Consider the following 19,532-nt stretch of genomic DNA (forward strand, 5'->3'; position numbering starts at 1 on the left):
GTAGGCCCATGTTTTGCCTTTGAGGACGATGCCCGATGAAAAAGATTGGTTTTCTCTCGTTTGGCCACTGGACGCCTTCCGCCCAGTCCGGCACCCGTTCAGCGGCGGATGCACTGCTGCAGTCCATCGATCTGGCGGTCGCCGCCGAAGATCTGGGTGCGGACGGCGCCTATTTTCGCGTGCACCATTTCGCGCGTCAGCTGGGATCGCCGTTCCCGTTGCTGGCCGCCATCGGCGCCAAAACCCAACGCATCGAGATCGGCACCGGCGTGATCGACATGCGCTATGAAAACCCGCTGTACATGGTGGAAGACGCCGGCGCGGCGGATCTGATCGCCGGCGGGCGGCTGCAGCTCGGCATCAGCCGCGGCTCGCCGGAGCAGGTCATCGACGGCTGGCGCTATTTCGGCTATGCCCCGGCCGACGGCGAAACCGACGCGGACATGGCCCGCCGCCATACCGAAGTGTTCCTGGAAGCGCTGCGCGGCGAAGGGTTCGCTGAACCCAATCCGCAGCCGATGTTCCCGAATCCGCCCGGGCTGCTGCGGCCGGAGCCGTTTTCCGCCGGGCTGCGCGACCGCATCTGGTGGGGCGCCGGTTCGAACGCCACCGCCGTCTGGGCGGCGAAGCTGGGCATGAACCTGCAAAGCTCGACGCTCAAGAACGACGAAACCGGCGAACCCTTCCATATCCAGCAGGCCAAGCAGATCCGCGCCTATCGCGCGGCCTGGCAAGAGGCGGGCCATGCGCGCGAGCCGCGGGTTTCCGTCAGCCGCAGCATCTTCGCGCTGGTGGATCAGCGGGATCGCAACTACTTCGGCGGCAGCGGTAAGGAAGGCGACCAACTGGGGTATATCGATGCGCAAACCCGGGCGATCTTTGGCCGCAGTTACGCCGCAGAACCTGACGCGCTGATCGAACAGCTGGCGCAGGACGAGGCCATCGCCGAAGCGGATACGTTGCTGCTGACCGTGCCTAATCAGCTGGGCGTGGATTACAACGCGCACGTCATCGAATCGATTTTAACCCATGTCGCGCCGGCGCTCGGCTGGCGCTAAACGGAGGGTGGCATGTCACGCATTTTCATTACCGGTTCGGTGGACGGACTGGGCCGCGCCGCCGCGCAAACGCTGTTGGACGAAGGGCATCAGGTGATTCTGCATGCGCGCGCACCCGGCCGTCTGGACGCGGTGCGCGATCTGCTGGATCGCGGTGCACAGGCGGCGATCGGCGATTTGTCCGATGTGCAGCAGACTCGGCAGCTTGCCGAGCAGGTCAATCGCCTCGGCCGTCCGGACGCGGTGATCCACAATGCCGGTATGTTTACCGGGCCGCAGGTGATGCCGGTGAACGTCATAGCGCCCTACCTGCTGACGGCCCTGATCGAACGTCCCAAGCGTATCGTCTACCTGAGCAGCAGTATGCACTTTGACGGCGTGGCGGAGCTGAACGGCGTAGACTGGCTTGGCGGCGCCGCAGGTTCTTATTCGGACAGCAAGCTGTTCGTCACCACGCTGGCCGCCGCCGTGGCGCGCCTGTGGCCCGACGTCATCAGCAGCGCGGTCGATCCCGGCTGGGTGCCGACCAAAATGGGCGGCGCGGACGCGCCCGACGATCTGGCGCTGGGGCATGTGACGCAGGCATGGCTGGTGAGCAGCGATGAACCGCAGGCCCTGGCCTCCGGCGGCTATTGGCATCATCAGCAGCGGTTCGAGCCTCACGCGGCGGTACACGACGAGGCGTTTCAAACGGCGCTGCTGGCGCAATTGGCGCGCGCCGGCGGGGTGACTCTGCCACAGATTTAAATGACTATTCCTTCCAGGCCCGTCGGGGTTATCGGCGGGCTTTTTTATGCCCGCAGGGTGAACCGGCGGCGCTTTTCTTATACAGTGGCTTCCTGACCTGTTTTGACCGTTCTCTCTATTATCGCCATGCACACATTCCTGATTATCGTCCCTGAAGGGGGCATGCTGTTCGAAGCGGCGGGCATCGCCGATATCCTGATGCAGGCTAATCGCCTGAGTGCTGCCGAGACGCCGCTGTATCAGATCGCGGTCGCCACTACGCAATCTCACCGAGTGGTGCACGGCCTGTCAGGCCTGAGCCTGCTGGCCGACCATCGCCTGGCGGATCTCGATCCGTTCCTGCCGCGCGATACCGTGATCGTCGCCGGCAAAGGGGCGAGCGAAGAAGAGGGCGCCCTGGTGGCGGATTGGCTGCGCCGCGCGGCGCCGCAGACGCGCCGTATCGCCTCCGTTTGCGGCGGCGCACTGTTGCTGGCCGAAGCCGGGTTGCTGGACGGACGGCGGGCGACCACCCACTGGCGACTGGCGGAAACGCTGCAGGCGCGTTTCCCGCAGGTGCAGGTCGAAAACGGCCCGATCTACGTGCAGGACGGGCCGATTTGGACCTCCGGCGGCGTCAGCTCCGGCTTCGACCTGACGTTGGCGCTGGTGGAGGACGACTACGGCTTCGTGCAGGCGCGTGAAGTGGCGCAGGATCTGGTGATGTTTCTGCGCCGCCCCGGCGGGCAGGCGCAGTTCAGCCGCTACCCGCTCAACCAGGCCAGATCGCCGGGCCCGATCCGCGACCTGCAGTCCTGGATCCTGGAGAATCTCGCCGACGATCTCAGCGTTGAACGGTTGGCCGAACGCGTGGCGATGAGCCCGCGCAACTTTACCCGCGTGTTCACCCGCGAGACGGGCATTTCTCCCGCCAAATTCGTCGAAGAAGGGCGGTTGCATACCGCCAGACAGCGCCTGGAGCAGAGTGCGCAAGGCATCGAACAGATCGCCCTGGCCACCGGCTTTGGCAACGGCCTTAACCTGCGGCGGGTGTTTGAGCGAAAACTGCAGCTGACCCCGAGCGAATACCGCGAACGCTTTCATGCGCGCAATTTGGCGTAAATTGATCGGTAAACGTCATTTACGCCGCTTCGGGGCAGGGCTAGAGTTGAGGCAAAGCCCAAAACGAGGAGTGCATCATGGTGAGAGTAGGCATTAATGGATTCGGCAGGATCGGACGCAACGTGCTGCGCGCGGCGCTGGGGCGCAGCGATTTTGAAGTGGTGGCGATCAACGATCTGACCGACAGCAAGACGCTGGCGCACCTGCTGAAATACGACACGCTTTCCGGCACGCTGGCGGCCAGGGTCGAAGCCGGCGACAACCAGCTGCTGCTGGACGGCCGGCCGATTCAGGTGTTTTCGCAGCGCGATCCCGCCGAGATCCCCTGGAGCAGCGTGGGCGTGGACGTGGTGATCGAAGCGACGGGCTTCTTTACCGACAAGGCCAAGGCGGAAGTGCACATCACGCATGGCGGCGCCAAGCGGGTGATTATCTCGGCGCCGGCCAAGAACGATGACATCACGCTGGTGATGGGGGTTAACGATCACCTCTACGATCCGGCGCTGCATAAGGTGGTCAGCAACGGCAGCTGCACCACCAACGGGCTGGCGCCCGCCGCACAGGTGCTGCATCAGGCGTTCGGCATCGAATACGGGCTGATGAACACCACTCACGCCTATACCAACAGCCAGGCGCTGCACGATCAGCCGGAAAAAGATCTGCGTGGCGCGCGGGCGGCGGCGGAGTCTATCGTGCCTTACTCCAGCGGTGCGGCCAAGGCGCTCGGCAAGGTGATCCCCGAACTGGACGGCCGCCTGACCGGTTATTCACTGCGGGTGCCGGTGCCGGTGGTTTCCATTGTCGATCTGACGGTGACGCTGAAACGCCCGGCGACGGCGGAGGAGATCAACGCGGCGTTCCGCGCGGCGGCGTCCGGCCCGCTGAAAGGGATCCTGGGCTACAGCGATGAGCCGCTGGTGTCGAGCGACTACCGGGGCGATGCGCGTTCGTCGATCATCGACGGCTTGTCCACGCTGGTGATCGGCGGCAATCTGGTGAAGGTGCTTGCCTGGTATGACAACGAGTGGGGCTTCTCCAATCGGTTGGTCGATCTGGCGCTGCTGATGGAAAAGCGCGGGCTGTAAACGCCCAACAGCAAAAAGCCCGCTTAAGTTGCCTTAAGCGGGCTTTTCTAAATATGGCTCCTCTGACTGGACTCGAACCAGTGACATACGGATTAACAGTCCGCCGTTCTACCGACTGAACTACAGAGGAATCGTGTGAACGGGGCGCATCATATCCAGCTGCCCCAGGTGTGTCAACGCTAAATTTCCCCAGGCGGTGCGACTGCTCGGTATCTGAGCAACAAGCCTGTCAATCAGCCCATTGCGCGTCGTTTTCTGCCTGGGCGCGCAGCAGGCGCGCCAGCGGATCCTGGCGGTAGAAGCGGCAAAAGTGCTGATACAGCGCCGGGAAGCGTTCGGCCAGCAGCTCGGGGGCGCTGAAGAAGTACTCCGACAGCACGGCGAAGCACTCGGCCGCATCGGTGGCGGCGTAGGCATCCATGCTGGCGGCCTCTTCGCCGACCATGTCGATCTCGTCCTGCAGGCTTTCCATCGCGGCGTGCAGATCATGTTCCCAGGCAGCCACCTCGCGCAGCGGGATCGGCGGCACGCCGGTGGCGACGCCGCCGTTGCGCATATCCAGCTTGTGCACCGCTTCGTGGATCACCAGATTGAAACCGGAAAGGTCGAAAGAGTCCTGCACGTCTTGCCAGTTGAGCACGATCGGCCCCTGTTCCCAGCTTTGGCCGGACTGCACCACCGGCCCCGAGTGCACCAGGCCGATCTCGTCCTGCCATTCGTCTTCCACCACGAAGGGGGTGGGGTAGAGCAGAATTTCGTTGAAGCCGTCGAGACACTCCGCGCCCAGCTCCAGCACCGGCAAGGCGAACAGCAGGGCGATGCGCGCCTGCATCTGCGAGGTGAGCTGCAGCCCCTGCAGCGGCACGATGCGCTTTTGCTGCAAAATCTGCCCGGCGACGGCCACCAGCCGCTGCCGCTCTTGCTCATTCAGCGGCGAGAGCAGCGGGATCGCCAGCGCGTCCCGCCACTGTGCCTGGGTATCCGCCTCGGGTTGAGAAGGTTGAGTCGCTTTCCACGGCCATTTAATCATCAGGTTGCTCGTAAAGTCGTCACTTGAACGTTCAGCGGTATGCTAATGCTGTAAAAATGCCGTAAAAGCGGGCATGATAGCAAGCGTTGTCAGGAGAGATGCCGGAGCGGCTGAACGGACCAGTCTCGAAAACTGGAGTAGGGGCAACTCTACCGGGGGTTCAAATCCCCCTCTCTCCGCCATTATTCAATCACTTACGAAAAAATCTTTCAACGATCCCCATCACAGTTAAAGCGCCCCGGCTCAGCAGGCCGACACGCCTTCCCCTTTGTTCTCGATTATTTCCCGACGCAATCAAACATCATTCGAATGCGCATCCAGATAGGCGGCATATTGATGCTCTGTCGCTTGACGCGCCTGATGACGCCGCTTGGCGACGATCATCGCCACCGTCAGCAGGGCGGGCAGCGCCAGGACGGCGAAAATGGTGCTGAAGCTCCAACCGAGCGCCAGCATTTCAGCCCCGGCCAGCGCGCTTAAGATAGCGCCCAAACGGCCGATGCCGTGCATCCAGCTGGAGCCGGTGGCCCGCGCTTCGGTGGGGTAAAAGCTGGCCGACAACGCGTTCATGCCGGTGTTGGCGCCCCCGATGCAGAACCCGATGGCCATCGCGCAGCCGCCCATCAGGAGGGGGTAACCCATCGCCATCCCCATCAGCAGAGTGAACAGCGCCCCCAACCCATAAATCGACGCCAACGCGCGATGCGGTTCGGATCTGTCCATCAACCACCCGGAAAATAGCGATCCTAATGTCCCGCCCGCCTGAAACAGCGCGGTGATGACCGCCGCTTGCGCGATGTTGAAACCGCTGTCTTTAATCAGCAGCGGCAGCCAACTGCCTAAGGTGTAGTACAGAAACAGCGCGCTAAAATACGCGCCCCACAGCATTAAACTGCCGAAGCGGTACCGTGCGCTCACCACCAGTTTAACCGGATGAGTGCAGACCTGGCCCGGCGGGGGCAGAACGACGGTAGAATGTCGAAAATCGCGATCGGGCGCCAGTTTCGCCAGAATGCGCTGAATGCCGCCCTGATCTGCCCGTTTCGCCACCAGGAAACACACCGATTCGGGTAAGGCCGCCATCAGCACGGGCGCGAACAGCAGGGGCAAGATCCCGCCGAGCAGCAGCACGGCATGCCAGCCGAAGCGCGGCATCAGCCAGGACGCGGCGAATCCGCCCAAGGCGGCGCCAAAGGTGAAGCCGCAGAAAACCACGGTAATCAAGAAAGCGCGGCGTCGGGCGGGCGCGAACTCCGCCACCAGGGTGCCGACATTCGGCATGGCGGCGCCGAGCCCCAATCCGGTGAGCAGGCGAAATAACATCATCTGCTCCATATTTTGAGAAAACGCCGTCACCAGCGTCCAAACGCCAAAAAAGAATACGCTGTTGATGATGACGACTTTGCGGCCGAATCTGTCTGACAATGGCCCGGATAGCATCGCGCCCAGCGACAGGCCAATCAGCGCCGCGCTGATCACCAGCCCCAGTTCGCGGTTAGTGATTTGCCAATCCGCCTTAAGCTCTGGCGCGATAAATCCCATGATAACGATATCGAATCCATCCAGAGCAATGATGCAAAAGCCGAGCAGCACGATCATCTTTTGCCATTTGCCTAACGGGCGGTCGTCGATCAGCGCCCGAACATTGATTGCGTTGTTTCCCGACATGGAGGTGCCCCCGGTGCAGTAGTTGAGTGTCATCACTATAAGCAGCCCCTGGGCGGACGTTAAACGGCGATAATCGAAAAAATGTGCGTTTATCGGACAATTGAGCCGGCGGTGAGTGACGAGGCAGTGTTAACTTTATGTTATGAAAAGGGATTGCCGTGAGAATGGCGGCGCCGGAGGCCACTGAGAGTGTGAGCGCGATCATTAACCTTTTCAGTAAGATGGAAGAACAGGCGGGCCTTGATGGCCCGCGCGATTAACGCATGGCGGTGAGCCGAACCGGGGCGTTGGCGGCCCCAAAGCCGCGGTAGCCGCCTCGGCGCTCCAGAAGTTCGAAGAAGAAGCGGCCTTTTTCATAGGGCACGGTGTAGACATGCAGCAATTCACCGCCCTGATCGTCTCGATCGTAGAGCACATTGCCCGCTTGCAGCTGTGAGAGGAAAGCGGGGTCCAGATCGAAACGCGCTCTGAGATCGTGATAGTAGTTATCGGGAATACGCAGCGTTTTTAATCCGCGCGCCTGCGCCGCTTTCACCATGCTGAACAGATCCTCGCAGCCAAAGGCGACGTGCTGCAAGCCTGCGCCCTGATAGGCGGTTAGCGCCTGGGCAATTTGCGTTTCCCGGCTCACCGACATATTCAGCGGCAGCCGGATGGCGTCGTTGGGGCTGCGCAGGACGCGGCTGCGAACCAAACCCAGCGGATCGGGCAATTCCCACTCGTTGTCCTGCACAAAACCCGGCACGCTGCGCAGGAACATGATCCAGTTGCCGCTCGATTCATCCGCCAGCGCAATCGCCAGGTGATCGATGCTTTGCAGAGCGGGCTGCGGCGCGCTGCGATGCGTCAGATGAAAATCGGCGTGATAAATATCGTTCTTGGGATCTTCGTCCGCTTCCACCAGATAAATCAGGCTGCCGTCCGGTGCGCACAGCGCGGGGATTTGCCGCTCGTTGGGGCCGGTTTCTCCTTGCCAGATGGCGTACCCGTAGTCTTGCGCCCGTTGCAGTAAACGCGCTACGCCGCGCACCCGCCACGCCACGGCGCACAGGGAAATGCCGTGCAGGTGATAATAGCCGCTCGCTTGGCTTTCCGGCTGGGCATTCAGAATGACATTCACTTTGCCGTTGCGATAGAGGGAGACGCTTTTGGAGCGGTGCTCGCCGGCGTGAACCAATCCCAGCTGCGTCAGCCATTGGCCCATCGCCAGCCCGTCGTTGTGTGAGACGGCAAATTCGATAAACTCCAGCGCCAGCAAGGGCGGATGCGGCTGCGAATGGAATAAGGAACGTTCCATGAGCGAGGCCATGGCGTTGGGCAGCAGAGGCTGTTTGGCCAACCAGTCATAGGTTTGCTCCTCCAGCCACAACAACGATCGGAAACCGTCCTGGGCCGTGGGGAGCACCGGCGAGGCGCGGAAACCATCGTTAAATATCTCCAGAGACCAGGCGCCGCGATAGCCATGCGCGGAAAGTTGGGTCATGAACTGGGTCAGATTCAGCTCCCCTTGGCCGGGGAAGCAGCGGAAATGGCGACTCCAGGCGAGCACATCCATCTTCAACAGCGGGGCGTCCGCCAGTTGGACAAACACGATTTTTTCGGGCGGCACGTCCTCGAGGCCATCGAGGTTATCGCCGCGCGACAGGATATGAAAACTATCGAGAATGATCCCCAACGCCGGATGATCTACGGCCTTCACGCGCGCCCAGGCGTCGCGCCACATATTCACGTGACGTCCCCAGGCCAGCGCTTCATAACCGACAGTAATATCATACTCGGCGGCCAACTCCGCCAACGCGCGCAAATCGCTCACTTGCGTGGCCATGTCTTCGCTGCTGTCGGGCGAGACATTGCTGCAGAGCAGCATGCGAGAACAGCCCAGTTGCTGCATGACTTCGAACTTGCGCGCCGCGCGGGAAAGGTTCTGCGCCAGCGTTTCGCGCGGGCCTCCTTCGAAGTCCCGAAACGGTTGGAACAGTAAAATTTCCAGGCCCAGTTCGGCGCACAACTCACGGATTTCCGCCGGTGAGCCGGGGTAGTAGACCAGATCGTTATCGAAAATTTCGACGCCATCAAAGCCTGCGGCGGCGATAGCCCGCAGTTTTTCCGGCAGCGAACCCGATACCGAGACCGTCGCGATAGAACGTTTCATCATTGCCTCCAGTTAAGCGGTCATGGATGACCTGAAAGCGACCATTCAGCAGCGAGGCGGACCACCGACGGGAATTGAATCATGTTATGGACCAAATGAAATGTTTCGTCAATTCAGAACATTGCATTACTTTTGGTTATATAAAGCGATCGGTTTTCTCACTTTACTTTTACATATTGCGCTTCCTACACTCTGTCGACATGTACCCTCAAATAATAAGGATACCGGGATGAAAAGTGATTGGATGGCGCGAGAACTGGTGCATCGCGATTACAGTCATCACCCGCCGGCGCTGGCGCCGCTGTATAAAACCAGCGTGCTGCGGTCGCCGCGCAATGCATTAATTTCATTGCAAAACTCGCTGTCTGAACTGACCGCCCCCGTCTTCACGCCAACGGATATCGGCCCGCTGGATCACGATCTGATTCTGAATTACGCCAAAGACGGCTTACCGATCGGCGAGCGGATCATCGTGCATGGATTTGTGAGGGATGCCTTCGGGGCGCCGGTGCGCAACGCCCTGGTCGAGGTATGGCAGGCCAATGCGGGAGGGCGCTATCGTCACAAGAAAGATCAGTATCTGGCGCCTATCGATCCCAACTTTGGCGGCTGCGGCAGGATGCTGACCGACGACAACGGGTATTACTGTTTTCGTACGATCAAGCCGGGCCCGTATCCCTGGCGCAATCAGGTCAGCGACTGGCGTCCGGCGCATATTCACTTCTCGCTCTCCGGCGAGGCGTTCGCGCAGCGCTTGATCACGCAGATGTATTTCGAAGGCGATCCGTTGCTCGTTCGCTGCCCCATCTTGCAGTCGGTAGGCAGTGACGATGCGATGCGCACGCTGATTGCCGAGCTGGATATGCACGCCGCCGTGCCGCTGGACAGCCTGGCTTACCGCTTCGATCTGGTGCTGCGGGGCCATCGAGCCACGTGGTTTGAGAACCGTACACAGGGAGCCGCGTGATGAAAAAGTACTTGTCTGAAACGGCCTCGCAAACCGCCGGGCCTTATGTGCACATCGGTTTGGCGCCGCATGCCGCCGGCTTTGATATTTTCGAGCGTAATTTCACCCATGTGTTGACGCAACCGGAGACGCGCGGGGAGCGCATCGTGGTGGAAGGGCATGTCTATGACGGCTCCGGCACGCCGGTTCGAGACGCGCTGGTCGAAGTCTGGCAGGCCAATGCTGCCGGGCGATATCAGCACCCCGCCGACGGTCAGTTGGATAAGCCCGACGATCCGGCGTTTCGCGGCTGGGGGCGAACCTGTTCGGATTTCACCAGCGGCCTGTGGCAATTCGAGACGATTAAACCGGGGCGCGTGACGGGGCGCGACGGCCGGTTGATGGCGCCCCATCTCAATCTGTGGATAGTGGCCCGCGGCATCAACATCGGGTTGAACACGCGTCTCTACTTTGCCGACGAACAGGCGGCAAATGCCGAAGATCCGGTGTTGAATCTCATCGAGTGGGAAAAACGGCGCAGCACGTTATTGGCGCAAAGGCGGCAGCGCGGGGATCAGACGGTGTACCATTTCGACATCTGGTTACAGGGCGAGAACGAAACCGTTTTTTTTGATATTTGATCCTCCGTTCGCCCTGACAATGAGCTTGCCGCGCCGGCGGCAAGTTAATACTATAAATCATGAACATGACTTCTCGTTTTAGCCAACGCATCCGCCTTCGTCATCTGCACGCCTTTGTCGCTACCGCGCAACAGGGGACGTTGGTGCGCGCCGCACAGCAATTGGGCATCACGCAGCCCGCGCTCTCTAAAACGCTCAACGAACTGGAAAGCCTGGCCGGCGAGCGCCTTTTTTCGCGCAATCGGCAGGGGGCGGAACTGACCGCCGCCGGAACGCGTTTCCTGCAGGATGCCAGCCGCGTTTTGGATGCGCTGAATGTGTTGGGGCGCACGCTTGCCTCGGACAGCGAGGCGCTGCCGGCGCCGCTGCATATCGGCGCGCTGCCCACCACGCTGGTGAGTCTGGTCGCGCCGGTCGTGGTGGGGTTGCAGCAGCAATCCCCCGGCTGGCGCATGCAGGTTACGACGCTGGCCAACGATGCGCTGATGATGGCGGTGAGATCGGGGCAATTAACGTTAGGCATCGGGCGCATGTCAGACCCCTCCCGCATGGAGGGGCTCAACTTCGAGCTGCTGTACCATGAAACGCTGCGGCTGGTGGTTGCTCCTCATCATCAGCTGTTGCATTCGGATGTCTCGCTGGCGGAAGCTTTGAGCTGGCCATTGGTGCTCTCCCCGCGGGGTACGGTGCCGCGTCAGAATGCGGAGGCGCTCATTGTCAGCCACGGGCTGGCGGTGCCGGAAGGGTGCGTCGAGACGTTGTCGGTCACGCTGGCGCGCTGCCTGACGCTACAGTATGGCTATGTGTGGCTGGTGCCTTACGGCGCGGTGCGTGACGACTTGTTCAGCAATCACCTGCGTGCGCTGCCGTTGCCTACCCAGGGCATGGCCGAGCCGCTGGGCATCATTACCCGGCAAGAGGCGCTCTCGTCCCCTGAGCAGCAGCGCCTGGTTGCTGCGCTGCGCCAAAGGGTGCTGGATGTGCCGGTATAACCGCGTCTTCTAGTCGTCCGAGCGCCGCCCGGCGTCGTGTTCGGCAAAGACGGACTGCGCCAGATGAAAAGCGGCGTTCGAGGCGGGTAAGCCGCAGTAAAGCGCCGCATGCATCAGAACTTCTTTGATCTCTTCACGCGTGACGCCGTTATTGAAGGCGGCCCGGATATGCATTTTCAGCTCAGCTTCGCGATTCAAGGCGATCAGCATCGCGATGGTGATCAGGCTGCGGGTATGGCGCGACAAGCCCGGACGCGTCCATATTTCCCCCCAGGCGTAGCGAGTGATGAAATGCTGAAACTCCTCGTTGAGCGGCGACAGCGCCGCGAGGGTATTATCGACATGCTCATCGCCCAGCACCGCTCTGCGCACCGTCAGGCCTTGCTGATAACGTTGCCGCTGCGTGAGCTGCTCATCCAAAAAGGCCCGGAACGCGCGGTTAAATGCCCGCCAGGCTTCGATGCTGGACAGGTGGGCGGCGGGCAGGATGACGCATTGCGCGTCGGGAATGCCTGCCGCCAAGGCTTTTGCATCGTCGACGGTCGTTACCGCATCCTCATGTCCGGCGATAACCAGCGTCGGAACGCGGATGCCTGCCAGCTCGGCGCGTAAATCGGCGGTCGCCAGCGCGTCGCAGCAAGCGGCATAGCCCTCGGGATCGCAGGCGGTGAGCTGTTGCACGACGGTTTGCACCTTGACGGGGGCGGATTGGCAAAATGCCGGGGTGAACCAGCGCGCTGCCGCGCCATCGCTGACGGCGGACATGCCGCACTGGCGCACCCGCGCGGCGCGTTCTCGCCAATGCTCCGTCACCCCGATTTTCGCGGCGCTATTGGCGATCGTCAGCGTCAGCAAGCGATCGGCATGAAAGCGCGCCAGCCATAACCCCGTCAGCCCCCCCATGGAGATGCCGCAGAAATGCACCCGATCAATTGCCAGAGTGTCCAGCAGGGACAGCACCTGTTCGCCCAGTCGCGCCAGCGAGCCGGGCTGTTCATCGGGCGCAGAGTCGCCGTGGCCGGCAACGTCGTAGCGCAGAATGCGATAGTGGGCGATGAACGCGTCGCGCTGCGGCTGCCACATTGCCAATGAGGTGCCCAGCGAGTTGCCAAACAGAATAACCGGGGCGTTTTCAGGCCCCTCAAGGACATAATTCAACATGATTGCTCCCTCTCGGCCATCGCCAGGACTTGTTGAATGAAACGCTGCGTGCTGCCGGTGGCATTGGCCGGATCGAGCAAGGTTTCCAGGGTTTCCCGGCTGAGTCGGGAAGAGACTTCCGCATCGGCGCACAGAAGGGTTAACAGGGGTTGCTGGGTGGCCAGGGCTTGCCGGCAGCACCGTTCTATATGATGGTGCGCCTGTTGACGGCCGAGGGTGGGGGCCAAGGCCAGGGTAACCGATTCAGCCATGATCAGCCCCTGCGTCAGCGCCAGATTGCGCCTCATCGCCGCTTCATGCACCTCCAGACCGTTAATGAGATCCAGGCTTTGCGCCAATGCCGCCCCGCTCAGCACCAGGAGCTGCGGCAGGCTTTGCCACTCGGCCTGCCAGCCGCCCAGCGCGCGTTCGTGCTCCTGCACCAGGCCGGCATACAATCCGGACATCAACGCAGGCAGACGGTTGGCCGCGCTGAGGATGGCGGCGCAGAGTACCGGATTGCGCTTATGCGGCATCGTGGAAGAGCCGCCGCGTCCGGGGGCCGACGGCTCGCTGATTTCAGCGACTTCGGTCTGCATCAACAAAGACATGTCGCGCGCCAGCTTGCCGAGCGAGCCCGTCAGGCCGGCATACCAACTCGCCAGCTCCAACAACCGATCGCGTTGGGTATGCCACGGCGTGGCGCTGCGCGGCAGGGCCAGCGCTTGCGCCAGCGCCCGCTCAACGCGCTCACCCTGTTCGCCGAGCGAGGCGAGCGTGCCGGCCGCGCCGCCGAATTGCAACGCGAGCACGCGTGGCCGCATTTCAGCCAGACGCGCCCGATAGCGCAGCAAGGCGTCCAGCGTACCGGCCAGCTTCAGCCCCAGCGTCGTTGGCAAAGCGTGTTGCAGCCAGGTGCGGCCCACCATTAACGTTGCGCTATGGCGCCGGCATTGTGCCGTCAGCGCCGCAATCAGCTGATTGAGCAGCGCGTCGGTTTTATCGAGCGCGCTGCGCAGTTGCAGCATCAGCCCGCTGTCAATCGCATCCTGACTGGTCGCCCCCCAGTGAACGAAACGCGCCGCTTCCGGTGAGGTTTGCGCCACCAACGCCGTCAATTGTTTGACGAGGGGAATGGCTAAATTGCCCGCCAATCCGGCGGACTGCGTCAGCGCGGCGGCGTCGAGCTTTTCCGCCTGGCAGTGGCTGCGTATGATCCGCGCGGACGCGTCATCGATAATCCCTGCAGACGCCAGGGCCTGCGCCAGGCCGGCTTCGAAATCAAGCATGCCCTGCAGCAGCGCCGTGTCGCTGAAGCAGGGCGTTAATGGCGAAGCCATAAACATTGCGCTATAGAGAGACATTCGTTATATCCGTTCCAGAATCAAGGCGACGCCTTGCCCGACACCGACGCACATGGTGCACAGGGCAAAACGCCCGCCGGTGCGCCGCAGTTGATAAGCGGCGGTCATGGCCAACCTGCCGCCGGATGCCCCCAGGGGATGCCCCAGCGCGATAGCGCCGCCGTTAGGGTTGACCCGTTCCGCGTCATCCGGCAGTCCCAGGGCGCGCGTCACGGCCAGCGCCTGGGCGGCAAAGGCTTCATTCAACTCGATGACGTCCATTTGCGCCAGGCTCAAACCGGTTTGCGCCAGCACTTTGCGGACTGCGGGAACCGGCCCGTAACCCATGATGCGCGGCTCTACGCCGCAGGCGGACATGCCGACCACACGCGCCAGCGGGGCGAGTCCATACTGCACCGCCGCGCGTTCGCTGGCAATGAGCAGGGCGCTGGCCCCGTCGTTGATGCCCGAGGCGTTGCCGGCGGTGACGCTCCCCTCAGGGCGCACGACGCCTTTCAGGGCGGACAGCGCGGCCAAAGAAGTGCTGCGGGGATGTTCGTCGCGAACCAGGCTGAGCGGCTCGCCTTTGCGTTGCGGAATGCTGACGGCGATCAGTTCCTCATCAAACAGGCCCAGCTCCTGAGCGCGGGCGGTGCGCTGTTGGCTGCGCAATGCAAAGGCGTCTTGATCGGCGCGGCTGACGGCGAAATCGCGAGCCACATTTTCGGCGGTTTCAGGCATGGTTTCGACACCGAACCGCGCGCGCATTTGCGGGTTGATAAAGCGCCATCCCATCGTCGTATCTTCCATTTTCAGCGATCGGCTGAAGGCGCTGTCCGCTTTGCCGGTGACAAAGGGCGCGCGCGACATGCTTTCCACGCCGCCCGCGATGATGACCTCCGCTTCGCCGCATTTAATGGCGCGCGCCGCCATGCCTACCGCGTCCAATCCCGAACCGCACAGGCGATTGAGGGTGGTGCCCGGCACGGTGTGGGGCAATCCGGCCAACAGCAGCGCCATTCGCGCCACGTTGCGGTTGTCTTCACCGGCCTGGTTGGCGCACCCCAGAATAACGTCATCAATGGCGTGGGGATCCAACTGCGGCAGTCGGGCAAGCAGCGCCTTCAGGGGCAGAGCGGCCAAATCGTCGGCGCGCAGCGCGGATAATGCGCCGCCGTAACGGCCGAATGGCGTACGAACGGCATCGCAGATAAAAGCCTGTTGCATGGCGATTTCCTCAAGCGGGGATCAAGTCAGATTGCAGTAAACGTATCGGGGTTAACGCTTGCAGCGCGTCAAAGGTGAGCCCCGGACACAGCTCCAGCACCTGCGGGCCGTCCGAGGTGATATCAATGATTGCCATATCCGAATAAATGCGGCTGACGCAGGCCAATCCGGTCAGCGGGTAGCTGCACTGTTCCACCAGCTTGCATTCGCCGGTCTTGGTCAGGTAGTCCATCATCACATAGACTTTGCGCGCGCCGATGGCCAGATCCATAGCGCCGCCCACCGCCGGGATCGCGTCTTCGGCGCCGGTGCTCCAGTTGGCCAGATCGCCGGCAGCCGAGACCTGATATGCCCCCATCACGCAGATATCGAGATGGCCGCCGCGCATCATGGTAAAAGAGTCGGCGTGATGGAAATAACTGCCGCCGGGCAGCAAGGTCACCAGTTCTTTACCGGCGTTGATGAGTTCCGGATCTTCTTCGCCCGGCGCGGGTGACGGCCCCATGCCGAGCAGGCCGTTTTCGCTGTGCAGAATCACCTCTTTGTCGGCGGGCAGGTAGTTAGCGATGCGGGTCGGCAGCCCAATCCCGAGGTTGACGTAGGCGCCTTCCGGAATATCGCGCGCTACCCGTTGGGCTAATTGGTCGCGGGTTAATTTTTGCATGTTATGACTCCTCAGGCAGAGAGGGAAAAGGTCGCGGGGTGCGCCACCGCCACCAGGCGCTGGACGAAGATGCCCGGCGTTATCACGTTTTCCGGATCCAGTGCGCCCAGCGGCACCAATTCAGCGACCTGCGCTATCGTCGTGGCGGCGGCCATCGCCATCACCGGGCCAAAATTACGCGCCGCTTTGCGGTAAACCAGATTGCCCCAGCGGTCACCCCGATGGGCCTTTATCAAGGCGAAATCCGCCTTTAAGGGCGTTTCAAATACGTAATGCCGTCCGTCGATTTCACGCGTTTCTTTGCCTTGCGCCAGCGGCGTGCCAAAGGCGGTTGGGGTGAAAATGCCGCCCAACCCGCTGCCGGCGGCCTGCATGCGGGCGGCAAGGTTGCCCTGAGGCACCAGTTCCAGTTCGATCGCGCCGCGGCGATAAAGGTCGTCAAAGACCCACGAATCGGCCTGGCGCGGGAAGGAGCAAATCATCTTTCGCACACAGCCGGTCTTGAGCAGCGCCGCGAGGCCGCTGTCGCCGTTGCCGGCGTTATTGCTGATTACCGTCAGCTCGCGGGCACCGTGTTCAATCAGCGCATCGATCAGTTCCAGCGGCTGTCCCGCGGGGCCAAAGCCGCCAATCATGATGCTCGCGCCGTCCGGAATGATGGACACGGCGTCTTCCAGGGTGGCCACACTTTTATCGATCATCTGCTGTTCCTTTCATTCGGCGCCCGCCGGGGGAGTGTTTATCGTCAATGGGAAAAGTAGATCGTCCCTTTCAGGCAAACAATACCGATTATCGAAAAAGTGTGCGATTATCGGCTATTCTTTGAGGGGGATTCGCAGGTTGTGATCGTCGGCACACCGATATTTCAGGCAGACAGCGGGGTAACGAGAATGGAAAAAGAACAGGAAATTACGCGCAGCAGCACCGATCCCTGGAAGGGGGATCCCGACTTTATGGCCTCTTTGGCGCGAGGATTGGAGGTCCTGCAGGCTTTTACGCCGCAGCGGCGGCTGATGTCGGTGTCGCAGATTAGCCAGCGTACCGGCATTCCGCGCGCGGCGGTGCGCCGCTGCCTTTACACCCTGAGTAAGCTGGGCTTTGTGTACGCGGAAGACGGCAAGAATTATGAGCTGCGCCCGCGCGTCTTGTCGCTGGGTCACAACTGGCTGGGGGCTTCGCCGTTGGCCAACGCCGCGCAGCCGGTGTTGAGGCAACTCAGCCAGACGCTCAATGAGTCCTGTTCCATGGCCATATTGGACGGCGATGACATTCTTTATATCGCCCGCGCATCGACTTCGCGGATCATGACCATCGATTTGCACGTCGGCAGTCGCTTACCCGCCAGCACGACGTCGATGGGGCGGGTGCTGCTCAGCGGGCTCGCCAGTGAGACGTTGAATGACTATTTGGCGCGATTGACTCAACTGCGTTACACCAGCCATACCCTGGTGAGCGTCAGCGCATTGCGGGAAGAGCTGGCGCGCGTGCGTCAGCAGGGATATGCCATCAACGATCAGGAGCTGGAGATTGGCCTGCGTTCACTGGCGGTGCCGCTCACCACGCCGGACGGCCGCATCGCCGCGGCGTTGAACGTCGGCGTGCATGCCGGTCAGGTTTCCGCAGAGCGTTTGCACCAGCACCACCTGCCTTTGTTGCGCTCGGCCGCCGAAGAGATATCGCTGCTGCTGCACGACTCACCTTGAGCGAGCGCGCAGGGGGCGTATGCGCCCGATTTTTCCGCATCTTGCGGCGCGATGCGGTGTTGTATTGTGGGCCGCGGGTAAGGTAATTTGCTGAGGGCATGATGACTGACGCGGGGGCCAACGGACATGAACGAAAGAATCGACTACCACATCGAGAAATACCATTTCGCGCCGCTGGATGAAGCCCCGCGGCTTGCGCGCCAGTGGAGCGAGGTGTTGAACGAGTGTCGCCAGACGCAGGCGGGCGCGGAAGAGCGCCTGCGCATTGCGTTGCTCAACGTGGACTATGTGACCAGTTTCGAATTGCCGTTTCGCTTATTGCTGGTGCGGGCGCCGCAGCTGATTGCCGGCCTGCGCGATGAGCTGTCGATCAGTCAAAAAAATGTGGTGTTCAACGGCAAGCGCTTTGGCTGCGTTTACAGCCTGAAGAGCGATTTAAGCGACGTGCCCGAGGCCTTCCAATACGGTCTGTCGACCCGCATTCACCGAACCTCGGCGTCGGGCGTGGACGCGCTGCCTTACCGGGAAATCGCCAAGGCGCTCAAGGCGCCGCGTGAGCGGCTTAAGCTGGCGCTGGAGCAGGGGCTGCGCGTCACGGCGCTGGACGGACTGTTCTGGTTCGGCATACAGCGCATCGCCGCCGAAGTGCGCAGGCTAAGAAAAACCGGCATGACGATCGTGACGGCGGAAACGGAGATTTTCGACACCCTGACCGGCACGACGCGCAAGGTACCGGTTTACCGGCTGGCCGACCGTTAATGGCCGATGACTGGCGATTCATTATGCTGGTTTAAACCTGATTTCCGGCGGGGACAGTCTGACCCCGCGGTGGCTTCCTCTTTTTCTACCCTCATTTCCTCGTCGCTCGATAAGAAAATAGGCGCGATTTCTTCTCAAACCCTCCTCACCGTTCGATCGGCTGCAGCACAACGCAAACGGCGGGCCGTCGTCGATGGCGGGTGTCACGATAGCGTCTCCGGTTGATGGCACCGTTTGCTGTCCACCGTTGGCTTACAACGATGAAGATTTGAAGGAGAAGAGCATGTTGAAACGTTTTGCGTTGCTGTGCGGGTGCCTGTTCGGTGCCCATGCGCTGGCGGCCGGCCCCAACGCCAATATCAAGCATTACGGCTATGACTGGCTGGATTTTTATGAAACCGCCACGCCGTCTTTCAGCGCTACAGAGGCGCTCAAGGCCATTTCCGGCACCGGTTTCAGTATGACCAATCTGAACGTGGTGCACACCCTGGAAAGCCTCAATCTGCCCGTTTGCGCCGAGGGAACATGCGCCGTGAACATACAGGCCGGCTCGGGGGCGCTCTCGGGATCGCCGTTTATCGATATATGCTCTGGCGCGGACTCGAACAGCAGTTGTCAGGCCGCAGGTTCCTGGAATGCGATCTGGACGGTGGTGAAGAAGATCGCCGCCGCTAAATATAAACCCGGCGCTATTTATTTTATCGATGAGCCGTTCGATGTTCCGGCCTTACAGACGGCGGGAAAATATGACGCTTACCAATATTCCAGCTATGTTTGCACCCTGCGTCAGGCTATGCAGCAGTATGGGATCGCGATCCCCATTTACACCATTTTATCCTACCGGCATGCCAATAACGCCGAATTGATCCGTGAAATGCAGCAGGGTGCACCCGCGACCGCGTGTCCGAGCAATGTAAAAAGCACGCTCGACTGGGTTGGCGTGGACAACTACAACTGGTCGGTGGCGGATATGTGGAGCACATACAATCGTCTGGCGCCGATGAGCTCTGCCGGGCAGAAGTGGGTGTTGGTGCCGCCTTCGACGGCATCGTTAGGAATGAATGATCAGCAGTTGCATGCGCAAATTCAATTGTATTGGGATTTTATTAACCAATATCCCAATGCACCTGTGGTTTACATCATGAACTGGCGGTTTGATCGCGAGGTCACCGAGAACCGTGCGGCCTACCCTCAATCGACCGCCTTATTGTCTTTCATGGCTAACACGTTGCTCGGCAAACCTTAAAGCCTAAAAAAGGAGGTTCGACGGGAACCT

The 19,532-nt window shown here is 61.3% G+C and carries 18 protein-coding genes, 2 tRNA genes and 1 pseudogene; 11 read left to right on the forward strand and 10 right to left on the reverse strand.

Annotated features, from left to right (window positions below; translation table 11 throughout):
- Positions 1–35 precede the first annotated feature (35 nt).
- The 4 genes from ITX55_RS20950 to gap all read left to right on the forward strand — a co-directional run bounded on the left by ITX55_RS20950 (position 36) and on the right by gap (position 3,991).
- On the forward strand, positions 36–1,058 hold the full coding sequence (locus tag ITX55_RS20950; RefSeq protein ID WP_042784962.1) for an LLM class flavin-dependent oxidoreductase: 1,023 nt from the start codon (positions 36–38) through the stop codon (positions 1,056–1,058).
- A gap of 12 nt (positions 1,059–1,070) precedes the next feature.
- Positions 1,071–1,805 carry an SDR family NAD(P)-dependent oxidoreductase gene (locus ITX55_RS20955; RefSeq protein ID WP_033651818.1) on the forward strand — a complete coding sequence of 245 codons (735 nt, stop codon included), beginning with the start codon at positions 1,071–1,073 and terminating at the stop codon, positions 1,803–1,805.
- A gap of 126 nt (positions 1,806–1,931) precedes the next feature.
- Positions 1,932–2,906: a GlxA family transcriptional regulator gene (locus ITX55_RS20960; RefSeq protein ID WP_223085359.1), complete on the forward strand. Its 975-nt coding sequence runs from the start codon at positions 1,932–1,934 to the stop codon at positions 2,904–2,906.
- A 77-nt stretch (positions 2,907–2,983) separates the two neighbouring features.
- Positions 2,984–3,991, forward strand: coding sequence for a type I glyceraldehyde-3-phosphate dehydrogenase (gene gap / locus ITX55_RS20965; RefSeq protein ID WP_223085348.1), 1,008 nt, complete (start codon positions 2,984–2,986; stop codon positions 3,989–3,991).
- Between the two features lie 54 nt (positions 3,992–4,045).
- Here the strand turns inward: gap and ITX55_RS20970 are convergent.
- Both ITX55_RS20970 and mtfA read right to left on the reverse strand, forming a co-directional pair.
- Positions 4,046–4,121, reverse strand: a tRNA-Asn gene (locus ITX55_RS20970).
- A gap of 99 nt (positions 4,122–4,220) precedes the next feature.
- Positions 4,221–5,021 (reverse strand): DgsA anti-repressor MtfA, encoded by an 801-nt coding sequence (mtfA, locus tag ITX55_RS20975; RefSeq protein WP_033651816.1) that lies wholly within the window; start codon positions 5,019–5,021, stop codon positions 4,221–4,223.
- 92 nt (positions 5,022–5,113) lie between these two features.
- On the opposite strand from mtfA, the gene ITX55_RS20980 reads away from it, so the two are divergent.
- Positions 5,114–5,203: transfer RNA gene (locus tag ITX55_RS20980), tRNA-Ser, on the forward strand.
- 112 nt (positions 5,204–5,315) lie between these two features.
- On the opposite strand, the gene ITX55_RS20985 is transcribed toward ITX55_RS20980, so the two are convergent.
- Both ITX55_RS20985 and ITX55_RS20990 read right to left on the reverse strand, forming a co-directional pair.
- On the reverse strand, positions 5,316–6,689 hold the full coding sequence (locus tag ITX55_RS20985; RefSeq protein WP_223085351.1) for an aromatic acid/H+ symport family MFS transporter: 1,374 nt from the start codon (positions 6,687–6,689) through the stop codon (positions 5,316–5,318).
- Between the two features lie 256 nt (positions 6,690–6,945).
- Complete coding sequence (locus tag ITX55_RS20990; protein ID WP_223085352.1) at positions 6,946–8,841, reverse strand: bifunctional sugar phosphate isomerase/epimerase/4-hydroxyphenylpyruvate dioxygenase family protein; 1,896 nt, start codon at positions 8,839–8,841, stop codon at positions 6,946–6,948.
- 229 nt (positions 8,842–9,070) lie between these two features.
- Here ITX55_RS20990 and pcaH point away from each other — a divergent pair, with 229 nt between their 5' ends.
- The 3 genes from pcaH to ITX55_RS21005 are packed head-to-tail and all read left to right on the forward strand — an operon-like array spanning position 9,071 to position 11,420.
- A complete protein-coding gene (gene pcaH / locus ITX55_RS20995; protein WP_016927158.1) occupies positions 9,071–9,808 on the forward strand; it encodes a protocatechuate 3,4-dioxygenase subunit beta in 738 nt (245 codons plus the stop codon).
- Positions 9,808–10,428: a protocatechuate 3,4-dioxygenase subunit alpha gene (gene pcaG, locus ITX55_RS21000; protein ID WP_016927159.1), complete on the forward strand. Its 621-nt coding sequence runs from the start codon at positions 9,808–9,810 to the stop codon at positions 10,426–10,428. The genes pcaH and pcaG overlap by 1 nt, the downstream gene beginning before the upstream one ends.
- Positions 10,429–10,487: 59 nt before the next feature.
- Positions 10,488–11,420, forward strand: coding sequence for a LysR substrate-binding domain-containing protein (locus ITX55_RS21005; RefSeq protein WP_033651813.1), 933 nt, complete (start codon positions 10,488–10,490; stop codon positions 11,418–11,420).
- Between the two features lie 9 nt (positions 11,421–11,429).
- Here the strand turns inward: ITX55_RS21005 and pcaC are convergent, their stop codons facing one another.
- The 6 genes and pseudogenes from pcaC to ITX55_RS21030 form a co-directional block, all read right to left on the reverse strand.
- Entirely contained in the window at positions 11,430–11,840 is a 411-nt protein-coding gene (pcaC, locus tag ITX55_RS24135; RefSeq protein WP_223524804.1) for a 4-carboxymuconolactone decarboxylase, read from the reverse strand.
- Positions 11,841–12,584 (reverse strand): annotated as a pseudogene (gene pcaD, locus ITX55_RS24140) (3-oxoadipate enol-lactonase); the annotation flags it as partial. It abuts the gene before it with no gap.
- The gene (locus tag ITX55_RS21015) at positions 12,575–13,924 is read right to left on the reverse strand and encodes a 3-carboxy-cis,cis-muconate cycloisomerase (RefSeq protein WP_033651812.1); all 1,350 of its coding nucleotides are present in this window, start codon (positions 13,922–13,924) and stop codon (positions 12,575–12,577) included. The pseudogene pcaD and the gene ITX55_RS21015, both read right to left, overlap by 10 nt.
- A gap of 3 nt (positions 13,925–13,927) precedes the next feature.
- Entirely contained in the window at positions 13,928–15,130 is a 1,203-nt protein-coding gene (pcaF, locus tag ITX55_RS21020) for a 3-oxoadipyl-CoA thiolase (RefSeq protein ID WP_099782187.1), read from the reverse strand.
- 10 nt (positions 15,131–15,140) lie between these two features.
- Positions 15,141–15,794 (reverse strand): 3-oxoacid CoA-transferase subunit B, encoded by a 654-nt coding sequence (locus ITX55_RS21025; RefSeq protein WP_108681393.1) that lies wholly within the window; start codon positions 15,792–15,794, stop codon positions 15,141–15,143.
- Positions 15,795–15,805: 11 nt separating this feature from the next.
- On the reverse strand, positions 15,806–16,495 hold the full coding sequence (locus ITX55_RS21030; protein WP_033651809.1) for a 3-oxoacid CoA-transferase subunit A: 690 nt from the start codon (positions 16,493–16,495) through the stop codon (positions 15,806–15,808).
- A gap of 189 nt (positions 16,496–16,684) precedes the next feature.
- On the opposite strand from ITX55_RS21030, the gene ITX55_RS21035 reads away from it, so the two are divergent.
- The 3 genes from ITX55_RS21035 (at position 16,685) to ITX55_RS21045 (ending at position 19,502) form a co-directional block, all read left to right on the forward strand.
- A complete protein-coding gene (locus tag ITX55_RS21035; RefSeq protein WP_033643667.1) occupies positions 16,685–17,497 on the forward strand; it encodes an IclR family transcriptional regulator C-terminal domain-containing protein in 813 nt (270 codons plus the stop codon).
- Between the two features lie 126 nt (positions 17,498–17,623).
- Positions 17,624–18,256 (forward strand): helix-turn-helix domain-containing protein, encoded by a 633-nt coding sequence (locus tag ITX55_RS21040; RefSeq protein WP_033643666.1) that lies wholly within the window; start codon positions 17,624–17,626, stop codon positions 18,254–18,256.
- Positions 18,257–18,539: 283 nt separating this feature from the next.
- A complete protein-coding gene (locus ITX55_RS21045) occupies positions 18,540–19,502 on the forward strand; it encodes a hypothetical protein (RefSeq protein ID WP_147879975.1) in 963 nt (320 codons plus the stop codon).
- Positions 19,503–19,532 lie beyond the last annotated feature (30 nt).

Source organism: Serratia sp. EWG9 (assembly GCF_019913725.1).
In the GTDB taxonomy this organism is placed as follows: Bacteria; Pseudomonadota; Gammaproteobacteria; order Enterobacterales; family Enterobacteriaceae; genus Serratia; species Serratia ureilytica.